The organism is Enterobacter sp. WI-ESBL-E8, assembly GCF_053364895.1.
In genome coordinates, this window is sequence record NZ_JBRWXJ010000001.1 from 532672 (window position 1) to 550557 (window position 17886).

Sequence of the window (17886 nt, forward strand, 5' to 3'; positions counted from 1 at the left end):
CATTAAAATTTGCGCTCAGGACAGTCGGGCCGATTGTGGCACCGCAAGAGCGTATGATTCGCAGGAGATACAAGAATGAAAATTTTCCAACGCTACAACCCGCTTCAGGTGGCGAAGTACGTGAAGATCCTGTTCCGTGGACGGTTGTATATCAAGGATGTTGGCGCTTTTGAGTTTGATAAGGGCAAGATCCTTGTCCCAAAAGTGAAGGACAAACAGCACCTGTCTGTGATGTCCGAAGTCAACCGTCAGGTTATGCGTCTGCAAACTGAGATGGCTTAACCAACGTGCTATGCAGTAGTAGTAGATAAAAAGACGGCTCCCAATGGGAGCCGTTGATGTTTGTGGGGGCAGGAACCTTACGCCGACACCTTCTCTTCCGCATCCGGCAGCTTCGGCACCAGTACGGTCGGTTTGTTGTCGATTCGCGTCACCAGCAGCTGGTCGATGCGGTAGTTATCAATATCCACCACCTCAAACTTATAGCCGGAGAACTTCACCGAGTCGGTACGTTTCGGGATTTTACGCAGCATAAACATCATAAAGCCGCCGATGGTCTCGTAGTTGCCGGACTGCGGGAACTCGTCGATATCCAGCACGCGCATCACGTCTTCAATCGGCGTACCGCCATCAATCAGCCATGAATTTTCGTCACGCTGAACAATCTGCTCTTCCAGCCCCTGGCCAACAAGGTCGCCCATCAGCGTGGTCATTACGTCGTTGAGGGTGATAATACCGACCACCAGCGCGTATTCGTTCATGATAACCGCGAAATCTTCCCCGGCGGTTTTGAAACTTTCCAGCGCTTCTGAGAGCGTCAGGGTGTCCGGCACGATCAGGGTGTTGCGGATCTGCACGCCGCTGTTGAGCGCCAGGCTCTGGTTCGCCAGCACGCGGTTCAGCAGGTCTTTGGAGTCGACGTAACCGATGATGTGGTCGATATCCTCATTACAGACCAGGAACTTAGAGTGCGGATGCTCCGCCACCTTGGTCTTCAGGCTCTGCTCGTCTTCGTGTAAATCGAACCAGATAATGTTTTCACGGCCCGTCATGGAAGAGGGCACGGTACGGGATTCCAGTTCGAATACGTTCTCAATCAGCTCGTGCTCCTGCTTACGCAGCACCCCGGCCAGCGCGCCGGCTTCCACGACCGCATAAATGTCGTCAGAGGTGATGTCATCTTTACGCACCATCGGCAGCTTAAAGATGCGGAAAATCACGTTCGCCAGGCCGTTGAAGAACCACACCAGAGGACGGAACACGTACAGACAGAAGCGCATCGGGTTGATGATACGCAAAGCCACGGCTTCTGGCGCAATCATACCGATGCGTTTCGGGGTCAGGTCAGCAAAGAGGATGAACAGCCCGGTCACCAGCGAGAAGGAGAGGATAAAGCTCAGCTGTTCGGCCAGTTCAACGGACATGTACTTTACAAAGAGGCTATAAAACGCCGGGGAAAACGCCGCATCGCCGACGATACCGCCGAGAATGGCGACCGCGTTGAGGCCGATCTGCACCACGGTGAAGAACATGCCGGGGTTTTCCTGCATTTTCAGGATGCGGGTGGCATTGATGTTGCCTTCGTCTGCAAGCAGCTTCAGTTTGATTTTACGGGATGCGGCCAGCGAGATCTCAGATATCGAGAAAAATGCACTGACGGCAATAAGACAAAGTATTACTAAAATACTGTTTAACATAGTTTATCCGGCTTATCGCCAGATCCTCAGAAGGGGAGTTGATACCATTTGTGTGAAGACACATAGAACGTCAGCTCGTAGCGTTGAGCCGATTATTTCAGCGGTAGTATAGCGTAAAGAGATGTAAATCTGCCAGAGGTCACATTTTTGGCATTAAACAGACCGGACAGCGTGATGCTGTCCGGTAAGAGGGGTTATTTCGCGGCGGATAAACGGGCGTTTCCTTCTGCCCGTCGGGTTGCATCGCCTCCCCACACCTGGTCGTACTCATAGCCTGTGAGCTGTTTGATCACCACGCGGGTCCTGGCGTCGCAGTCACGATAATCTCCGCCCAGCTTGCGGCGCGCAATCTCCTTGAGGAGCAGCTTATGCGTCTCGCGGGTGAGCCTGAACTTGTAGGTCGTGAAGAAGCTTACCGCCAGCAGTGCGGCCGTCGCGAAAATCATCAGGCCTATAATCGCCCCCAGCGCGCTTTCAGGCTGCGCGCCGCTGCCCTTCACAAAGCCGGACTCCTGCAGCACCAGGCCAATAATCATGATGGCAATCGCCACGGTGCTTTTGCGGGTCAGGACCATCACCCCGGCAAAAATGCCTTCGCGGCGCTGCTGGGTTACCATCTCGTCAATATCCGGAATGAAGCTGTAGATGTTCCACGGAATGTAATAGAGGCCAGAGCGGGCGGCACCGAGCAGGATAAAGACCGCCGAAAACAGCAGCGTCGGCACCTGCGTTTTGGTCAGGTAAACCGTAAACAGGAAGGCCAGTACCAGGAAAATACAGCCGTAGGAGAGACGCAGGGCGGCAGACGGCGTCATGTTCAGACGGTTCAACAGCAGCATAAATCCATAGGTGCCGGGCACCGAGGCGAAAGCCGCAATGCTCAGCCAGCCCGACACGGCTGCCGCATCCTGGCTCAGGCAATAAACGACATAATAGGTAAAGACCGACCCGAATACGTCCATCGCCGTAAACGAAAAGATATAAATAATAATGTGCAGACGGAACGCGCGAATACGGAAGGAGGAGAAGAGATCCAGCACCAGATATTTCAGGTGATTGAGGATCCCGCTGCTGCGGTGATTCTCTACTTTAAACGTGGACTCCTGTTGCACATCCTTCGCTTCCCACGTGGTGTACCAGGTAATAAATACCGCAATGCAGAAGATGCAGGAAAAGATCAGCCCGGTCAGCGTATAGGTAAACGGATTATCTTTACCGGTGAACTGCATAATGACGCCGGGAACCGAAACCGCAAGAAAACCGCCCAGCTGGGAGCAGATCATACGCACGCCGGAGAGGCGGCTACGCTCTTCGTAGCGGTTAGTCATCTCAGCCGCCAGGGTCTCCCAGGGCACCAGCACCATCGCCGACAGCAATTCAATGGAGAGGTAAGTGCCCAGGTAATACCAGTACCCCATATCGGTCATCCACAGCAGGGCATATAAAAACATTAACGGGGAACTGAGTAATAAAAAGAAGCGGCGACGACCAAATTTACGCCCGAGCCAGGTATCGCCGAAATTATCGGTGATATACCCCATAATCGGGCTTAACAGCGCATCGATAACGCGGGCAATGGCAAATATAGATCCCGCTTCAATAACCGAGAGCCCGCAGTAGGTGGTGTAAAAAAATAACAGCCAGGTGCCGATAATGGCGAAAGCGCCTCCGCCAAAAAGATCGGTTATGCCGTAGCCAAGCGCCACGCCATAACCCACTCTACGTTCAGTTGGTTTGACCATAATAATTTCCAGTGTAGGGTAGCTATAAACCCATATTTGGGTCGTTTTTTTATTTACTGCTGGAATACAAATTACGTTCTAATTATTGATATCTATCCATTGTCTTAATTGAGATGAGCGGTAAATAGCCTCCACAAGGGTGAGTGATTTTCCGGCTTCACGGATGTCGGTGTAGCCCGTGTTTCCCGGGTGGGTGATAGCGTGATAAAAACGGCGGATCGCCTGCTCGTGTCCCAGCCCCCAGTAGCTTTTGACCGAGCCGTCCGGCGAGTCGTCGGTCGCCAGCCTTACGCGCTCGCCCGGCGTCACGCGCCAGAGCACGTTGTCGTTCAGCAGCAGCGAGCCCCGCTCGCAGTGAATCTCCATCAGGATCGGGGAGTCGGTGGTGTTGCAGTTGCTGGCGTAAAACAGGCCGCGCGCGCCGTTGGCAAAATGCAGCGTCGCCATCGCGCTGTCTTCGCCTTCGGTCACGTCCGCCAGCTCACCGCTATCGACCACCCCTTTCACGCGCGTTGCGCCGCCGGCGAACCACTGCATCAGGTCGAGAGTATGAATGGCCTGGTTGATCAGCAGGCTGCCGCCTTCCGTTGCCAGCCGCCCGCGCCACGGGCTTTCGGTGTAGTACGCGCCCGCGCGCGACCACGTCAGCACCGCCTTGATGCTGAGCATTTTTCCCAACCCGCCATCGTCCAGCGTCTGGCGAATGCGCAGGCTGGTGGGGTTGAGCCGGTTCTGATAGCACACGCCGAGCAGGCCCGGCGCCCGTTCAGCGGCGCGGGTGATATCCACGAGTTCGCTGCTGTTCATGCCCACCGGTTTTTCGCAGAAAACATGCTTCCCGGCGGCGAGAGCCGCCAGGATCATGCTTTTATGCTCGAAATGCGGCGTGCAGATATGGACCACGTCGATGGCGTCATCCAGCAGCATTTCCCGGTAATCCTGATAAAAGCGGCACTGGTAGCCCATCGCCAGCTTCAGCCCTTTGACGCTGTCGATATCGACCAGCGCGCGCAGCGCAACGTTGGGGAGCTGGCGCAGCGCGTTCACATGGCAACCGTGAATCGCCCCTGCGCCGATAACTGCTGTGTTCAGGATCGTCATCGTCGCCTCCCGTTATTCCGTCGCGTTGGCCAGCATCTGAGCCTTCACGCAGAGCTCCGCCGCCCTGAAGGCGTGTGCCTGGGTCATGGCATTTTCAGTACGATGCAAGCAGTCGAGGATCAGTTCGCCAAAGAACGGGAACCCCACCTGTCCGGCGACCGGATAGCGGAACTCTCCCTCTTTATTAACGAGATACACCACGTCCTGCTCGCCGCGGGTGAGATCGACATATTTGCGGATTTCGATATAGCCTTCGGTGCCGAGTAGCGTCAGGCGGCCATCGCCCCAGGTAGAGAGACCGTCAGGGGTAAACCAGTCGCAGCGGAAATAGCCGCTGGCGCCGTTTTCCCCTTTCAGCATGGCATCGCCAAAATCTTCAAAGGCGGGATACTGCGGGTGTTTAACGTTGCGCACCTGGCTTGCCACCACGGTGGCGTCGCTGTTGCCGGTGTAAAAAAGGAACTGCTCAATCTGGTGGCTGCCGATATCGCACAGAATGCCCCCGAAATAGCGTCGATCGTAGAACCAGTCCGGGCGGCCGGTCCCTTCCCGGTGCGGGCCAGTCCCCAGCGTTTGTACGACGCGGCCAATGGCCCCTTGCTGCACCAGCTGTCCGGCAAAGACCGCGCTCTCAACGTGCAGGCGTTCGCTGTAGTACACGGCGTATTTCCGCCCCGTTTTTTTCACCATGGCTTTGGCATCTTCCAGCTGCTCAAGGGTGGTGAGCGGCGCTTTATCCGTGAAGTAGTCCTTGCCTGCCGCCATCGCTTTCAGCCCCAGCGCGCAGCGCTCGGAGGGTATAGCGGCCGCTGCCACCAGACGCACCTCGTCGTCGGCGAGTATCACGTCCAGGGATTCTGCAACCTTTGCCTGCGGATACTGCTGGATGAATTTGTCCACTTTTGCCGGGTCAGGGTCGTACACCCATTTGAGCGTGGCGCCAGCTTCAATCAGGCCGTTACTCATGCCGTAGATATGGCCGTGGTCGAGCGCGGCCGCGGCAAAGACAAATTCGCCTTCCTTCACGACCGGCTGTGGCTTACCGACCGGCGCGTAGTTCATACCGTCATTTTTGTTCATGGTGTCACTCCTTCATCCAGATCTTTGCCGAGGGGAATCGCACCGACTTCACTGAAGTTGGCAACGCTTGCTGATTTTTCATAAAAACGGGGGGCGAGAGCGTTCGTCCCGCCGGTGCGGTAAAACGGGTCGTCGCGCTGAATCGGCAGCGAGACCAAGCTGCGGGTAATGGCAGATTTATAAATCGCGGTAATCAGCTCCAGGGAGCGTTTGCCCTGCAGGCCGTCCACTAACGGCGCCGCGCCGTGCTCGATGGCATAAAGCAGGTCGTTAATCTGCCCGGTGTGCAGCGTCCATTCGAGCTTCGGCGTCTCCTGAAAAACGGCGTTGAGCTGCGCTTCCCGCTGCAGATCCCGATCCTCCTGCGGGAAGCCGTTATCGGCACTGACGCTGGCAAAGGCCTGCCACGGCGCGGAGATGCGCGCCTTGTCACCCTGGATAATGATTTTCTGATCTTCCCCGTGGTGTACGACCGAGGCGGTCAACTGAGTAAGCGCGCCGCTGGGGTATTTAAATATCGCGGCGCTGAGATCTTCGACTTCAGCGTTGTCGTGCGCCACGTTGGTCATCATGGCCACCACCTCGGACGGGAAGCCCAGCATCCACTGAATGGCGTCGATGTGGTGAACCGCGTGGTTAAGCGTGCAGCCGCCGCCCTCTTTTTCCCAGGTACCGCGCCACCACAGGTCGTAGTAGCAGTGTCCGCGCCACCAGAACGAATCCACCTGGGCATGGCAGACCTTGCCAGCCAGACCTGAATCCAGCGCCGCTTTTAAGCGCCAGAAGGCGTCTGTAAAGCGGTTTTGGGCAATGATGGCGAGCGTTTTGCCGCTGGCCTTCTGCGCGGCGAGCATGGCGTCGCACTCCTCCAGCGAGGCGGCCATCGGCTTTTCGCACAGCACATGGCGGCCGGCATTGAGGGCATCAATGCTTATCTCCGCATGGACGTAGGGCGGCGTGCAGACGTCGACGATGTCGATATTCGGCTCTGACGCCAGCATCTGCTGGTGGCTTTCATACACGCGGGCGTCCGTCAGGCCGTAGCGCGTTTTTTTCTCGTGGGCTTTTTCCGGGTAGATATCCACCAGCGCGACGATCCGGCAGCGCTGGCCAAACTGCAAATAGCCCTGAATATGGTTATGCGAGATATTCCCTGTTCCCACGATAGCGACATTTAACATCGTTTCTTCTCCGGAGTTACCAGGTGCCGGAGGCATCCAGCGTGACGCTGGCTGTCTCTTTAGCCACTGAGGTGCTGATGCGCTGCTGAAGCAGGCGCAGATACTGTTTCTCGTTGAGCGGGAGTTCGACCCAGTCGTCGGTCCAGGTGGAGAGGTGCATGGCGTTGGAGAGCGTCAGCCCGTTGATCCCTTCCAGGCCCGGTGCAATGAGCGGTTCGCCGCGCAGGATGGCGGCACAGAAATTGGCGGTTATGACGTGGTGTTCGCTGCACTCCGGGGCGACGGGAAGCGTGACCTCCCAGCATTCGGGTTCACCAAAACCGTTTTGCCAGCGGGCGTTAAAATCGGTTTCGGACTCACGCAGCCGCCAGTAGCGCAGCTTCCCCTCTTCGACGACCACCTTGCCGCGATCGCCGACGATTTCCAGCCGGTTGGTCCCCGGCGTTTCCGCCACGGTCGTGATAAACACCCCCGTCGCGCCGCTGGCGTACTCGGCATAGGCGGTGACCTCGTCCTCCACTTCGATATCGCGATGCTTGCCGAACTGGCAAAACGCGCGCAGGCGAACCGGCATGCCGACCAGCCACTGCCAGAGATCGAGCTGATGCGGGTCCTGGTTGAGCAGCACGCCGCCGCCTTCTCCTTTCCAGGTGGCGCGCCAGCCGCCTGAGTTGTAGTAGCTCTGCGAGCGATACCAGTTGGTGATGATCCAGTTGGAGCGGCGGATCTCGCCCAGCTCGCCGCTGTCGATCAGATCTTTCACCTTCTGGTAGAGCGGGTTCGGGCGCTGGTTGTACATGATGCCGAACACCACGTCGCACGCCTGGGCGCAGGCGTTCATCTCCTGAACCTGGGCGGTATACACGCCCGCTGGTTTTTCACACAGGGTGTGGATGCCGTGGCGCATTGCCAGCATCGACAGGCGCGGGTGGTCGTAGTGGGGAGTTGCGACGATCACCGCGTCGATAAGCCCGCTCTGGAGCATCTCCTGCGCGTCGCTGAAAAGGGGGAGGGTGCCGACCAGCTGGCGAATGGCTGGGTGTTTTTCCACTGCATTATCGCAAACCGCCGCCAGGCAGGCGTCGCTGACCGTACCCGCCAGTAAATAACGCGCGTGGACCGTACCGATATTACCTATTCCAATAATGCCAAAACGTACCTTCTCCATGTCACACCTTAATTTCAGTTGAAATGAGTGATGACCGGAAAATAGGAAAGGGGAGCGGCAGCGACAATGTGTTTTTGTGAGAATACTCGCAGGGTGGTTAAGTAATCTCCAGGCTTTGTGAAATTTGGTTTTAAAATCAACGTGCTGTTTCTGCAAATATTTGCAAAAACTGATTGAGAGCGAGGTCACACTATGTCGGGAAGGTTAAAAATGGAGGAGATCGCGGCGCTCACGGGCTATTCCGTCAGCACCGTTTCGCGGGTCCTGAGCGGCAAGTCGTACACCAGCGAGAAAGCCCGAGAAGCAATTGTGCGTACCGCGAGGAAGCTGGGCGTGCTTGAGTCGATGGCAAGCGGGCGGCTGCTGATTAACGGCATCGCGGTCTTTGCCCCGGAAAGAACCTTTCAGGGACGTGGGGACATTTTTTATCTGGAAGTGACCAAAGGTATTGCTGAAGCCTGCGCGCCGCACAACGTGTGGGTCAGCTGCTGTGGATTAGAAGAACAGCACGCCGATGTGAAATTATTTATGGAAAAGGCCAGTCATAAGAATATCAACGCGATAATCATTATTGGAACTGATGATTCCACCATATTTAAACTGGCGAGCACGCTGAATAAGCCCTGCGTGTTGATTAACTCCGTTGACCGGGATCGGGTGCTGGATTCCGTGTCGCCCGACCACCGGGCGATTGGTTTCACCGCCATGCAGTACCTTTTTGAGCAGGGGCATCGCCGGGTGCTCACGCTCACCTGCCTGCGCCGGGATACGCTCTACGCGCGTCTGGACGGCATCAAGGAGGCATACCGCCATTTTCACGTTGCCTTTGATCCCCAGCGCGATTTATTAGTGACGGAGTGGTTTACGGCAGACGAGGCCGAGCGGGCGCTGGACGCGTGGCTGATGAGTCATGACAGATCCCAGTGGCCGGAGGTGATTTTCCCGAACAGTACCAGCATGACGGAAGGCGTGGTCAGGGCGTTAACGCGCCACGGGCTGCGCATTCCGGAAGACATTTCGCTCATCACGACCGATTTTGCCTGGAATTTAGCGCACCGTCTGGAAAGACCGATCACGGGCGTTACGGTGCCCTGCCGAGAGCTGGGGATTGAGGCCGTTCACCTGCTGCAAACGCGGCTCAACCGACCGCAGGCGCCGGTCTTTAACCTGCTGCTGCAGGGCAAAGTGATGGACTACGGCTCGGTCAGTAACGCCACGCGCCACGCGGCTCGCGTGGCGCTGGACCAATAATTACGCCAGCTGCGGCGGCAGGCAGACGCCGATGCCCCCGATACCGCAGTAGCCATAGGGGTTTTTATGCAGATACTGCTGGTGATCGTCCTCGGCATAGTAGAACGGTTTCGCCGTCGCAATTTCCGTGGTCACCTCGCGCGTATCGCCAGCTTCGCGCATGGCTTGCTGGAAACGCTCAAGGCTGGCGCGCGCGGCGGCGTCCTGCTCCGGCGTGAGCGGATAAATAGCCGAGCGGTACTGGGTACCGTGGTCGTTGCCCTGACGCATGCCCTGCGCCGGGTCGTGATTTTCCCAGAAGACCTGCAGGAGCTGCTCATAGCTAATCACCGCAGGGTCATAAACCACGCGAACCGCTTCCGCATGACCGGTTTCGCCGGAGCAGACTTCGCGGTAGGTTGGATTAGGCGTGTAACCGCCCGTGTAGCCGGCCGCCGTGCTGTAAACGCCGGGCAGCTGCCAGAAGAGGCGTTCAACGCCCCAGAAGCAGCCCATCGCGAACAGGGCGATTTCCATCCCTTCAGGAACGTTGGTCATGGAATGGTTATTGACGGCGTGTAAGGTCGCCACAGGCATAGGGGTGTTGCGTCCCGGTAATGCATCGGCTTGTGAAACCAGATGCTTTTTGTCGAATAAACTCACGATGGGGCCTCCCGGGGTGCGATGTTTCAGTTAAGGTTGTCACGAAGCGTTTAATTGAACACAATAAATGCGCTGAATGAGTCTAGATTTAATCATAAGAAATATTTGGGTGTTACACCCATTTTCAACCCGCGATTTGGGTTTTTGGCCAACGGGCCGTATTTTGCCGCGGAGCGGCACTTCATTTGCTTCCAGGGTGGAAACAGGGATATTCAGGAGAAAACGTGACAAAAATCCGCCAGTTATGTTTAGTCAGTGTATTGCTGACAAGCGGGATTGCCAGCGCGGCGAATGTCCGTTTGCAGGTTGAGGGGTTATCCGGGGCGCTACAAAAAAACGTGCGTGCGCAGCTATCGACCATCCAGAGCGATGAGGTGACGCCGGACCGGCGTTTTCGCGCGCGCGTGGATGACGCCATCCGGGAAGGGCTGAAAGCGCTGGGTTATTACGAACCCACCATTGATTTTGACCTCCGTCCGCCGCCAAAGAAGGGGCGCCAGGTGCTTATTGCCCGCGTTTCGCCGGGCGAGCCGGTATTGATTGGCGGCACCAACGTGGTGCTGCGCGGCGGTGCGCGAACGGATCGGGATTACCTCGATCTGCTGAGTACGCGTCCAAAAATAGGCACCGTGCTGAATCACGGCGATTACGATCATTTTAAAAAATCCTTAACCAGCGTCGCGCTGCGTAAAGGCTACTTCGACAGCCAGTTCAACAAAAGCCAGCTTGGGGTGTCGCTGGAACGACGTCAGGCCTTCTGGGATATCGACTACGACAGCGGGGAGCGCTACCGCTTTGGCGATGTGACGTTTGAAGGGTCGCAAATTCGCGAAGAGTACTTGCAAAACCTCGTTCCCTTCAAAAAAGGGGATTACTACCAGTCAAGCGACCTGGGAGAACTGAACCGCCGCCTCTCCGCCACCGGCTGGTTTAACTCCGTGATTGTCGCACCGGAATTTGATAAGTCGCGCAAAACCAAGGTGTTGCCGCTGCATGGCGTTGTCTCGCCGCGCACCGAGAACACCATTGAGACCGGTGTGGGCTATTCGACGGACGTTGGCCCACGCGTGAAAACCTCGTGGAAAAAACCGTGGATGAACTCCTACGGCCACAGCCTGACTACCAGCCTGAGCCTCTCTGCGCCCGAGCAGCAGCTGGATTTCAGCTACAAAATGCCGCTGCTGAAAAATCCGCTTGAGCAGTATTACCTTCTGCAGGGCGGCTTTAAGCGCACCGATTTAAACGATACCGAGCAGGACTCGACCACGCTTGCGGTATCGCGTTTCTGGGATCTCTCCAGCGGCTGGCAGCGCGCCATTAACCTGCGCTGGAGCCTTGACCACTTTACCCAGGCCAACGTCACCAACACCACCATGCTGCTTTACCCGGGCGTGATGATCAGCCGTACCCGCTCGCGCGGTGGCCTGATGCCGACCTGGGGCGACTCACAGCGCTACTCCATCGATTATTCCAACACCGCCTGGGGCTCCGACGTAGACTTCTCCGTCTTTCAGGCGCAAAACGTCTGGATCCGCACGCTGTATGACAAACACCGTTTTGTGATGCGCGGTAATCTCGGCTGGATTGAGACGGGCGATTTCGAGCGCGTTCCGCCGGACCTGCGCTTCTTCGCCGGGGGCGACCGCAGCATTCGCGGGTATAAGTTCAAATCGATCTCACCGGAAAACGAAAAAGGCCAGCTGACCGGGGCGTCAAAACTGGCGACCGGCTCGCTGGAGTATCAGTACAACGTTAGCGGCAAGTGGTGGGGCGCCATGTTTGTTGACGGCGGTGAAGCGGTGAACGATATCCGCCGCAGCGATTTCAAAACCGGCGCGGGCGTAGGCGTGCGCTGGCAGTCACCCGTCGGGCCCATCAAGCTCGATTTCGCCGTTCCGGTGGGCGACAAAGAAGAACACGGATTACAGTTTTACATCGGTCTGGGGCCTGAATTATGAGTCTATGGAAGAAGATAAGCCTCGGGGTGCTGATTTTTATCGTGCTGCTGCTCGGTACGGTGGCGTTTCTGGTGGGAACGACGACCGGGCTGCATCTGCTGTTTAACGCCGCGAACCGCTGGGTGCCCGGGCTGGAAATCGGCCAGGTGACGGGCGGCTGGCGCGACCTGCGCCTGAAAAACATCCGCTATGAGCAGCCGGGCGTGGCGGTGAACGCCGGCGAATTCCACCTCGCGGTGAAGCTGGGATGCCTGCGCGACAGCAAGCTCTGCGTTAACGATCTGTCGCTAAAAGATGTCAACGTGGCGATAGATTCGAAAAAAATGCCGAAGTCTGCGCCGGTGGAGGAAGAGGACAGCGGCCCGCTGAATCTCTCCACCCCGTATCCGATCGCGCTTTATCGGGTGGCGCTGGATAACGTCAATATCAAAATCGACGACACCACCGTGTCGGTGATGGATTTCACCTCCGGCCTGCGCTGGCAGGAGAAAAACCTGACCCTGACGCCGACGTCGCTGCAGGGTTTACTGATTGCGCTGCCGAAAGTGGCGGACGTGGCGCAGGAAGAGATCGTCGAGCCGAAGATCCAGAACCCGCAGCCGGAAGAAAAGCCGCTGGGCGAAACGCTGAAGGACCTCTTCTCGAAGCCTGTCCTGCCGGAGATGACCGACGTTCATCTGCCGCTGAACCTCAACATTGAGGAATTCAAAGGCGAGCAGTTGCGCCTGACCGGCGATACCGATCTGACGGTTTACACCATGCTGCTGAAGGTCAGCAGCATTGACGGCAATATGAAGCTCGACGCGCTGGATATCGACACCAACCAGGGCTCGGTTAACGCGTCAGGGAATGCCCTGCTGCGCGACAGCTGGCCGGTGGATATCACGCTGAACAGCGCGCTCAACATCGATCCGCTGAAAGGCGAAAAGGTGAAGGTCAAAGTGGGCGGGGCGCTGCGCGATAAGCTGGACGTCGGCGTGAATCTCTCCGGCCCGGTGGACATGGTGCTGCGTGCGCAAACCCAGCTGGCGGAAGCCGGGCTGCCGCTTAATCTTGAGGTTGTCAGCAAGCAGCTTTACTGGCCGTTCACCGGCGAAAAGCAGTTCCAGGCCGATGACCTGAAGCTGAAGCTGAGCGGCAAGATGACCGATTACACGCTCTCGTTCCGCACCGCGGTGAAGGGGCAGGGCGTGCCGCCTGCAACCATCACGCTGGATGCGAAGGGCAACGAACAGCAGGTCAACCTCGACAAGCTGACCGTCGCGGCGCTGGAAGGTAAAACCGAGCTGACCGCGTTGCTCGACTGGCAGCAGGCGATCAGCTGGCGCGGCGAGCTTAAGCTGACGGGCATTAACACCGCCAAAGAGGTGCCGGACTGGCCGTCAAAACTGGATGGCCTGATCAAAACCCGCGGCAGCCTGTACGGCGGCACGTGGCAGATGGACGTGCCGGAAATCAAGCTCACCGGTAACGTGAAGCAGAACAAGGTTAATGTTGAAGGTTCGGTCAAAGGCAACAGCTACCTGCAGTGGGTCATTCCGGGACTGCACGTGGCGCTGGGCCGCAACACGGCGGATATCAAAGGCGAGCTGGGGGTGAAAGATCTCAATCTGGATGCCACCATCGACGCGCCGAACCTGGATAACGCTCTGCCGGGCCTTGGCGGCACGGCGAAAGGGTTAGTGAAAGTGCGCGGCACGGTCGACGCGCCGCAGCTGCTGGCGGATATCACCGCCAATAACCTGCGCTGGCAGGAGCTGAGCGTTGCCCGCGTCCGCGTGGAAGGGGATGTGAAATCCACCGATCAGATCGGCGGTAACCTGAACCTGCGCGTGGAGCGCATTTCTCAGCCGGACGTCAACATTAACCTGGTCACTCTGGACGCCAAAGGGAACGAGAAACAGCACGACCTCCAGCTGCGCGTGCAGGGCGAGCCGGTCTCCGGCCAGCTTCACCTGACCGGCAGCTTCGACCGCAAGGAAGAACGCTGGAAAGGAACGCTGGACAACACCCGCTTCAACACGCCGGTTGGGCCGCTGGCTCTGTCACGCTCCATCGCGCTGGACTACCGAAACGCCGAGCAGAAGATCAGCATTGGGCCACACTGCTGGACCAACCCGGATGCGGAACTCTGCGTGCCGCAGACCATCGATGCGGGAGCGGAAGGGCGCGCGCAGATCAACCTCAATCGCTTCGATCTGGCGATGCTGAAGCCGTTTATGCCGGACACGACCCAGGCCAGCGGCGTCTTCAGCGGGAAGGCCGATGTCGCCTGGGATACCACGAAAGAGGGGCTGCCGCAGGGCAGCGTCACCCTTTCCGGGCGTAACGTGAAGGTGACGCAGGAGGTCAACGATGCGCCCCTGCCGGTGGCATTCGACACCCTGAACCTGAGCGCGGACCTGCATAACAACCGCGCGGAGCTGGGGTGGCTTATCCGTCTGACCAACAACGGTCAGCTGGACGGGCAGGTACAGATTACCGACCCGCAGGGACGGCGTAATCTGGGCGGCAACGTCAACATCCGTAACTTCAACCTGGCGATGGTGAATCCGATTTTCGCCCGCGGGGAAAAAGCAGAGGGCATGCTCAACGCTAACCTGCGCCTGGCCGGCAACGCGCAAAGTCCTCAGCTGTTCGGTCAGTTGCGGCTCAGCGGCGTAGATATTGACGGCAACTTTATGCCGTTCGATATGCAGCCCAGCCAGATCGCGATGAACTTCAACGGCATGAGCTCGACGCTGAGCGGCTCGGTATTAACGCAGCAGGGACAAATCAACCTGAGCGGCGACGCGGACTGGAGCCAGCTCGATAACTGGCGGGCCCGTATTGCCGCGAAAGGCAGCAGGGTGCGCATCACCGTACCGCCAATGGTGCGCCTGGACGTCTCGCCAGATGTGGTCTTTGAAGCAACGCCAAGCCTCTTTACGCTTGATGGACGCGTTGACGTGCCGTGGGCGCGCATCGTGGTCCACGACGTGCCGGAAAGTGCGGTTGGCGTCTCAAGCGATGAAGTTATGCTCAATGAAAATCTGAAACCTGTCGAACAGAAGAGCGCAGGCATACCGATTAATAGTAACCTTATCGTGCACGTGGGGAATAACGTGCGGCTGGATGCGTTTGGGCTGAAGGCGCGGCTCACGGGTGACCTGAAAGTGGCTCAGGATAAACAAGGGCTTGGCCTGAACGGGCAAATCAATATTCCTGAAGGGCGCTTCCACGCCTATGGTCAGGATCTGATTGTCCGCAAAGGCGAGCTGCTGTTCTCTGGTCCACCGGATCAGCCTTTGCTGAACATCGAAGCGATTCGTAACCCGGAAGCAACGGAAAACGACGTTATCGCGGGCGTCCGCGTCACCGGCTCCGCCGACGAACCGAAGGCGGAGATCTTCTCTGACCCGGCGATGTCGCAGCAGGAAGCCCTCTCTTACCTGCTCCGAGGGCAAGGTCTGGATAGCGGTCAGAGCGACAGTGCGGCGATGACCTCGATGTTAGTGGGTCTGGGGGTTGCACAAAGTGGGCAGGTTGTGGGTAAAATCGGCGAGACGTTCGGCGTAAGCAATCTGGCGCTGGACACCCAGGGCGTGGGTGACTCCTCGCAGGTGGTGGTCAGCGGCTATGTACTGCCGGGTCTGCAGGTAAAATATGGTGTGGGGATCTTTGACTCACTGGCAACACTCACGTTACGCTATCGCCTGATGCCTAAGCTATATCTGGAAGCAGTGTCCGGCATAGACCAGGCACTTGATCTGCTCTATCAGTTTGAGTTTTAGCAATGCGAATATTTGTCTACGGCAGTTTAAGAACCAGGCAAGGCAACAGTCACTGGATGACCAATGCCCTGCTGCTGGGGAATTACAATATCGAGAACTACCAGTTGTACAGCCTGGGCCACTATCCAGGCGCGGTTCCCGGCGAAGGAACGGTACAGGGTGAGGTTTATCGTATTGATAACGCGACGCTTGCCGAACTTGATGCCTTGCGCACCAGGGGCGGTGAATACGCGCGCCAGTTGATCCAGACGCCGTACGGAAGCGCGTGGATGTACGTCTACCAGCGTCCGGTCGAAGGGTTAACGCGGATTGTAAGCGGTAACTGGTTAGACAGAGACCAGTACTGAAAAAAAACAACGCCACCGTGAGGTGGCGTTGTTTTTTTGCGCCTCTTGCCGTGCAAGCGTAGCGCCGCCGGGCGATACTCTCCAGACACAAAAAAGCCCCGACCAGCGGGGCTTTATCGATCGGCAGTAAGAATTACTTCTTAGCAGCGCGTTCGAAAGAGGCGATGATTTCTGCTTTCGCCGCTTCTGCGTTGTCCCAGCCGTCAACTTTAACCCACTTGCCTTTTTCGAGGTCTTTGTAGTGCTCGAAGAAGTGAGTGATCTGCGCTTTCAGCAGCTCTGGCAGGTCGTTCACATCTTTGATGTGATCGTATTCTTTGCTCAGCTTGGTGTGCGGTACCGCAACCAGCTTCGCATCTTCACCGGATTCGTCGGTCATTTTCAGCACGCCAACTGGACGGCAGCGAATGACGGAGCCTGGCTCCAGTGGGTATGGCGTTGGGACCAGCACGTCAACCGGGTCACCGTCCAGAGACAGGGTGTGGTTGATGTAACCGTAGTTGCACGGATAGAACATCGCGGTAGACATGAAACGGTCTACGAACAGGGCGCCGCTCTCTTTGTCCACTTCGTATTTGATCGGATCTGCGTTAGCCGGGATTTCGATAACTACGTAGATGTCTTCTGGCAGTTCTTTACCCGCTGGGACGTTGAGTAAGCTCATGTCGGTGTCCTTTAAAATGGATGGTAAACAAGTGGCAGGTATTATAGCCAACTCGCGCTGAATGTCTCCGCCTGTTTTCGCCTTATCTCCACGTTCTTCCCACTTTTCAGACCGATTCCATGACAGGAAAATCCATAAACTCAGCCGCATTTTTCATGAAGAAATGAAAGCGATTACAAACTTGTGATTAACGTTTTATTCACTTTTCTGAAGTGTGATGTAACGCAATTCGTTACATATTTCATCGGCTATAGTCATTCCGCAGAACATCTTTTAACCAACAATAACTCACCCTACGAGGACGTTCATATGTGGAAGCGCTTACTCCTGGTCACAGCAGTTTCGGCAGCCATGTCGTCTATGGCGATGGCCGCCCCCTTAACGGTAGGTTTTTCGCAAGTCGGCTCTGAATCTGGCTGGCGAGCGGCGGAAACCAACGTGGCGAAAAGCGAGGCCCAGAAACGCGGCATCACCCTAAAAATCGCCGATGGTCAGCAAAAACAAGAGAATCAGATCAAAGCCGTACGCTCCTTTATCGCTCAGGGCGTGGATGCCATATTTATTGCCCCCGTCGTGGCGACCGGCTGGGAGCCTGTCCTGAAGGAAGCGAAAGACGCCGAAATCCCGGTCTTCCTGCTCGATCGTTCCATTGATGTGAAAGACAAATCTCTCTATATGACCACCGTGACGGCCAACAACGTGCTTGAAGGGCAGTTGATTGGTGACTGGCTGGTGAAACAGGTCGACGGCAAGCCGTGTAACGTGGTTGAGCTGCAGGGAACCGTCGGCGCGAGCGTGGCCATCGACCGTAAGAAGGGGTTTGCTGAGGCCATTGCGAAAGCGCCAAACATCAAGATTATCCGCTCTCAGTCCGGCGACTTTACCCGCAGCAAAGGTAAAGAGGTCATGGAGAGCTTCATCAAGGCTGAAAACAACGGCAAAAACATCTGCATGGTTTACGCCCATAACGATGACATGGTGATCGGTGCGATTCAGGCGATTAAAGAAGCGGGCCTGAAGCCGGGCAAAGATATCCTGACTGGCTCTATCGACGGCGTGCCGGACATCTACAAAGCGATGATCGACGGCGAAGCCAACGCCAGCGTGGAACTCACGCCAAACATGGCCGGCCCGGCATTCGATGCGCTGGAGAAATTCAAGAAAGACGGCACGATGCCTGAGAAGGTGACGGTCACCAAATCCACGCTCTACCTGCCTGACACGGCGAAAGAAGAGTTGGAGAAGAAGAAAAATATGGGCTACTGATCCAGTGAAATTGCCG

Annotated in this window: 14 protein-coding genes; 6 read left to right on the forward strand and 8 right to left on the reverse strand. The window is 56.9% G+C overall.

The window, feature by feature from the left end; all coding sequences use genetic code 11:
* The first annotated feature begins 75 nt into the window (after positions 1–75).
* The gene (locus ACWHWP_RS02575; RefSeq protein ID WP_008501430.1) at positions 76–282 is read left to right on the forward strand and encodes a DUF1107 domain-containing protein; all 207 of its coding nucleotides are present in this window, start codon (positions 76–78) and stop codon (positions 280–282) included.
* Between the two features lie 77 nt (positions 283–359).
* Here ACWHWP_RS02575 and ACWHWP_RS02580 read toward each other — a convergent pair whose 3' ends face one another.
* From ACWHWP_RS02580 to ACWHWP_RS02605, 6 genes are all read right to left on the reverse strand, one after another.
* On the reverse strand, positions 360–1697 hold the full coding sequence (locus tag ACWHWP_RS02580) for a hemolysin family protein (protein WP_047346150.1): 1338 nt from the start codon (positions 1695–1697) through the stop codon (positions 360–362).
* Between the two features lie 194 nt (positions 1698–1891).
* Positions 1892–3439 carry an MFS transporter gene (locus ACWHWP_RS02585; RefSeq protein ID WP_063430261.1) on the reverse strand — a complete coding sequence of 516 codons (1548 nt, stop codon included), beginning with the start codon at positions 3437–3439 and terminating at the stop codon, positions 1892–1894.
* A 78-nt stretch (positions 3440–3517) separates the two neighbouring features.
* Positions 3518–4540 (reverse strand): Gfo/Idh/MocA family protein, encoded by a 1023-nt coding sequence (locus ACWHWP_RS02590; RefSeq protein WP_447854999.1) that lies wholly within the window; start codon positions 4538–4540, stop codon positions 3518–3520.
* A 12-nt stretch (positions 4541–4552) separates the two neighbouring features.
* The gene (locus tag ACWHWP_RS02595) at positions 4553–5620 is read right to left on the reverse strand and encodes a Gfo/Idh/MocA family protein (RefSeq protein WP_447855000.1); all 1068 of its coding nucleotides are present in this window, start codon (positions 5618–5620) and stop codon (positions 4553–4555) included.
* Positions 5617–6801: a Gfo/Idh/MocA family protein gene (locus ACWHWP_RS02600; RefSeq protein ID WP_447855001.1), complete on the reverse strand. Its 1185-nt coding sequence runs from the start codon at positions 6799–6801 to the stop codon at positions 5617–5619. The genes ACWHWP_RS02595 and ACWHWP_RS02600 overlap by 4 nt, the downstream gene beginning before the upstream one ends.
* A gap of 16 nt (positions 6802–6817) precedes the next feature.
* Positions 6818–7969 carry a Gfo/Idh/MocA family protein gene (locus ACWHWP_RS02605; RefSeq protein ID WP_063430253.1) on the reverse strand — a complete coding sequence of 384 codons (1152 nt, stop codon included), beginning with the start codon at positions 7967–7969 and terminating at the stop codon, positions 6818–6820.
* Positions 7970–8161: 192 nt separating this feature from the next.
* Between ACWHWP_RS02605 and ACWHWP_RS02610 the strand changes: the two genes are divergently transcribed.
* Positions 8162–9220 carry a LacI family DNA-binding transcriptional regulator gene (locus ACWHWP_RS02610; protein ID WP_047346156.1) on the forward strand — a complete coding sequence of 353 codons (1059 nt, stop codon included), beginning with the start codon at positions 8162–8164 and terminating at the stop codon, positions 9218–9220.
* Here ACWHWP_RS02610 and msrA read toward each other — a convergent pair whose 3' ends face one another.
* Entirely contained in the window at positions 9221–9862 is a 642-nt protein-coding gene (gene msrA / locus ACWHWP_RS02615; protein WP_045355646.1) for a peptide-methionine (S)-S-oxide reductase MsrA, read from the reverse strand.
* A 224-nt stretch (positions 9863–10086) separates the two neighbouring features.
* Between msrA and tamA the strand changes: the two genes are divergently transcribed.
* The 3 genes from tamA to ACWHWP_RS02630 are packed head-to-tail and all read left to right on the forward strand — an operon-like array spanning position 10087 to position 15940.
* Positions 10087–11820, forward strand: coding sequence for an autotransporter assembly complex protein TamA (gene tamA, locus ACWHWP_RS02620; protein ID WP_063957376.1), 1734 nt, complete (start codon positions 10087–10089; stop codon positions 11818–11820).
* Positions 11817–15593, forward strand: a complete 3777-nt coding sequence (gene tamB, locus ACWHWP_RS02625; RefSeq protein WP_447855002.1) for an autotransporter assembly complex protein TamB — start codon at positions 11817–11819, stop codon at positions 15591–15593. Before tamA ends, tamB begins: the two co-directional genes overlap by 4 nt.
* Positions 15594–15595: 2 nt before the next feature.
* Entirely contained in the window at positions 15596–15940 is a 345-nt protein-coding gene (locus ACWHWP_RS02630; RefSeq protein WP_024907288.1) for a gamma-glutamylcyclotransferase family protein, read from the forward strand.
* Positions 15941–16073: 133 nt separating this feature from the next.
* Here the strand turns inward: ACWHWP_RS02630 and ppa are convergent, their stop codons facing one another.
* Positions 16074–16604: an inorganic diphosphatase gene (gene ppa, locus ACWHWP_RS02635; RefSeq protein WP_010427397.1), complete on the reverse strand. Its 531-nt coding sequence runs from the start codon at positions 16602–16604 to the stop codon at positions 16074–16076.
* Between the two features lie 309 nt (positions 16605–16913).
* Between ppa and ytfQ the strand changes: the two genes are divergently transcribed.
* A complete protein-coding gene (ytfQ, locus tag ACWHWP_RS02640) occupies positions 16914–17870 on the forward strand; it encodes a galactofuranose ABC transporter substrate-binding protein YtfQ (protein ID WP_014882271.1) in 957 nt (318 codons plus the stop codon).
* Positions 17871–17886: the final 16 nt, after the last annotated feature.

What these genes read in the sequence shown, in the direction of transcription:
- ACWHWP_RS02575 (WP_008501430.1), top strand. Translation starts at nt 76, where the DNA reads ATGAAAATTTTCCAACGCTACAACCCGCTTCAGGTGGCGAAGTACGTG.
- ACWHWP_RS02580 (WP_047346150.1), bottom strand. Translation starts at nt 1,697, where the DNA reads ATGTTAAACAGTATTTTAGTAATACTTTGTCTTATTGCCGTCAGTGCA.
- ACWHWP_RS02590 (WP_447854999.1), bottom strand. Translation starts at nt 4,540, where the DNA reads ATGACGATCCTGAACACAGCAGTTATCGGCGCAGGGGCGATTCACGGT.
- ytfQ (WP_014882271.1), top strand. Translation starts at nt 16,914, where the DNA reads ATGTGGAAGCGCTTACTCCTGGTCACAGCAGTTTCGGCAGCCATGTCG.
- ACWHWP_RS02630 (WP_024907288.1), top strand. Translation starts at nt 15,596, where the DNA reads ATGCGAATATTTGTCTACGGCAGTTTAAGAACCAGGCAAGGCAACAGT.
- ACWHWP_RS02600 (WP_447855001.1), bottom strand. Translation starts at nt 6,801, where the DNA reads ATGTTAAATGTCGCTATCGTGGGAACAGGGAATATCTCGCATAACCAT.
- ACWHWP_RS02605 (WP_063430253.1), bottom strand. Translation starts at nt 7,969, where the DNA reads ATGGAGAAGGTACGTTTTGGCATTATTGGAATAGGTAATATCGGTACG.
- ACWHWP_RS02610 (WP_047346156.1), top strand. Translation starts at nt 8,162, where the DNA reads ATGTCGGGAAGGTTAAAAATGGAGGAGATCGCGGCGCTCACGGGCTAT.
- tamB (WP_447855002.1), top strand. Translation starts at nt 11,817, where the DNA reads ATGAGTCTATGGAAGAAGATAAGCCTCGGGGTGCTGATTTTTATCGTG.
- ppa (WP_010427397.1), bottom strand. Translation starts at nt 16,604, where the DNA reads ATGAGCTTACTCAACGTCCCAGCGGGTAAAGAACTGCCAGAAGACATC.
- ACWHWP_RS02585 (WP_063430261.1), bottom strand. Translation starts at nt 3,439, where the DNA reads ATGGTCAAACCAACTGAACGTAGAGTGGGTTATGGCGTGGCGCTTGGC.
- ACWHWP_RS02595 (WP_447855000.1), bottom strand. Translation starts at nt 5,620, where the DNA reads ATGAACAAAAATGACGGTATGAACTACGCGCCGGTCGGTAAGCCACAG.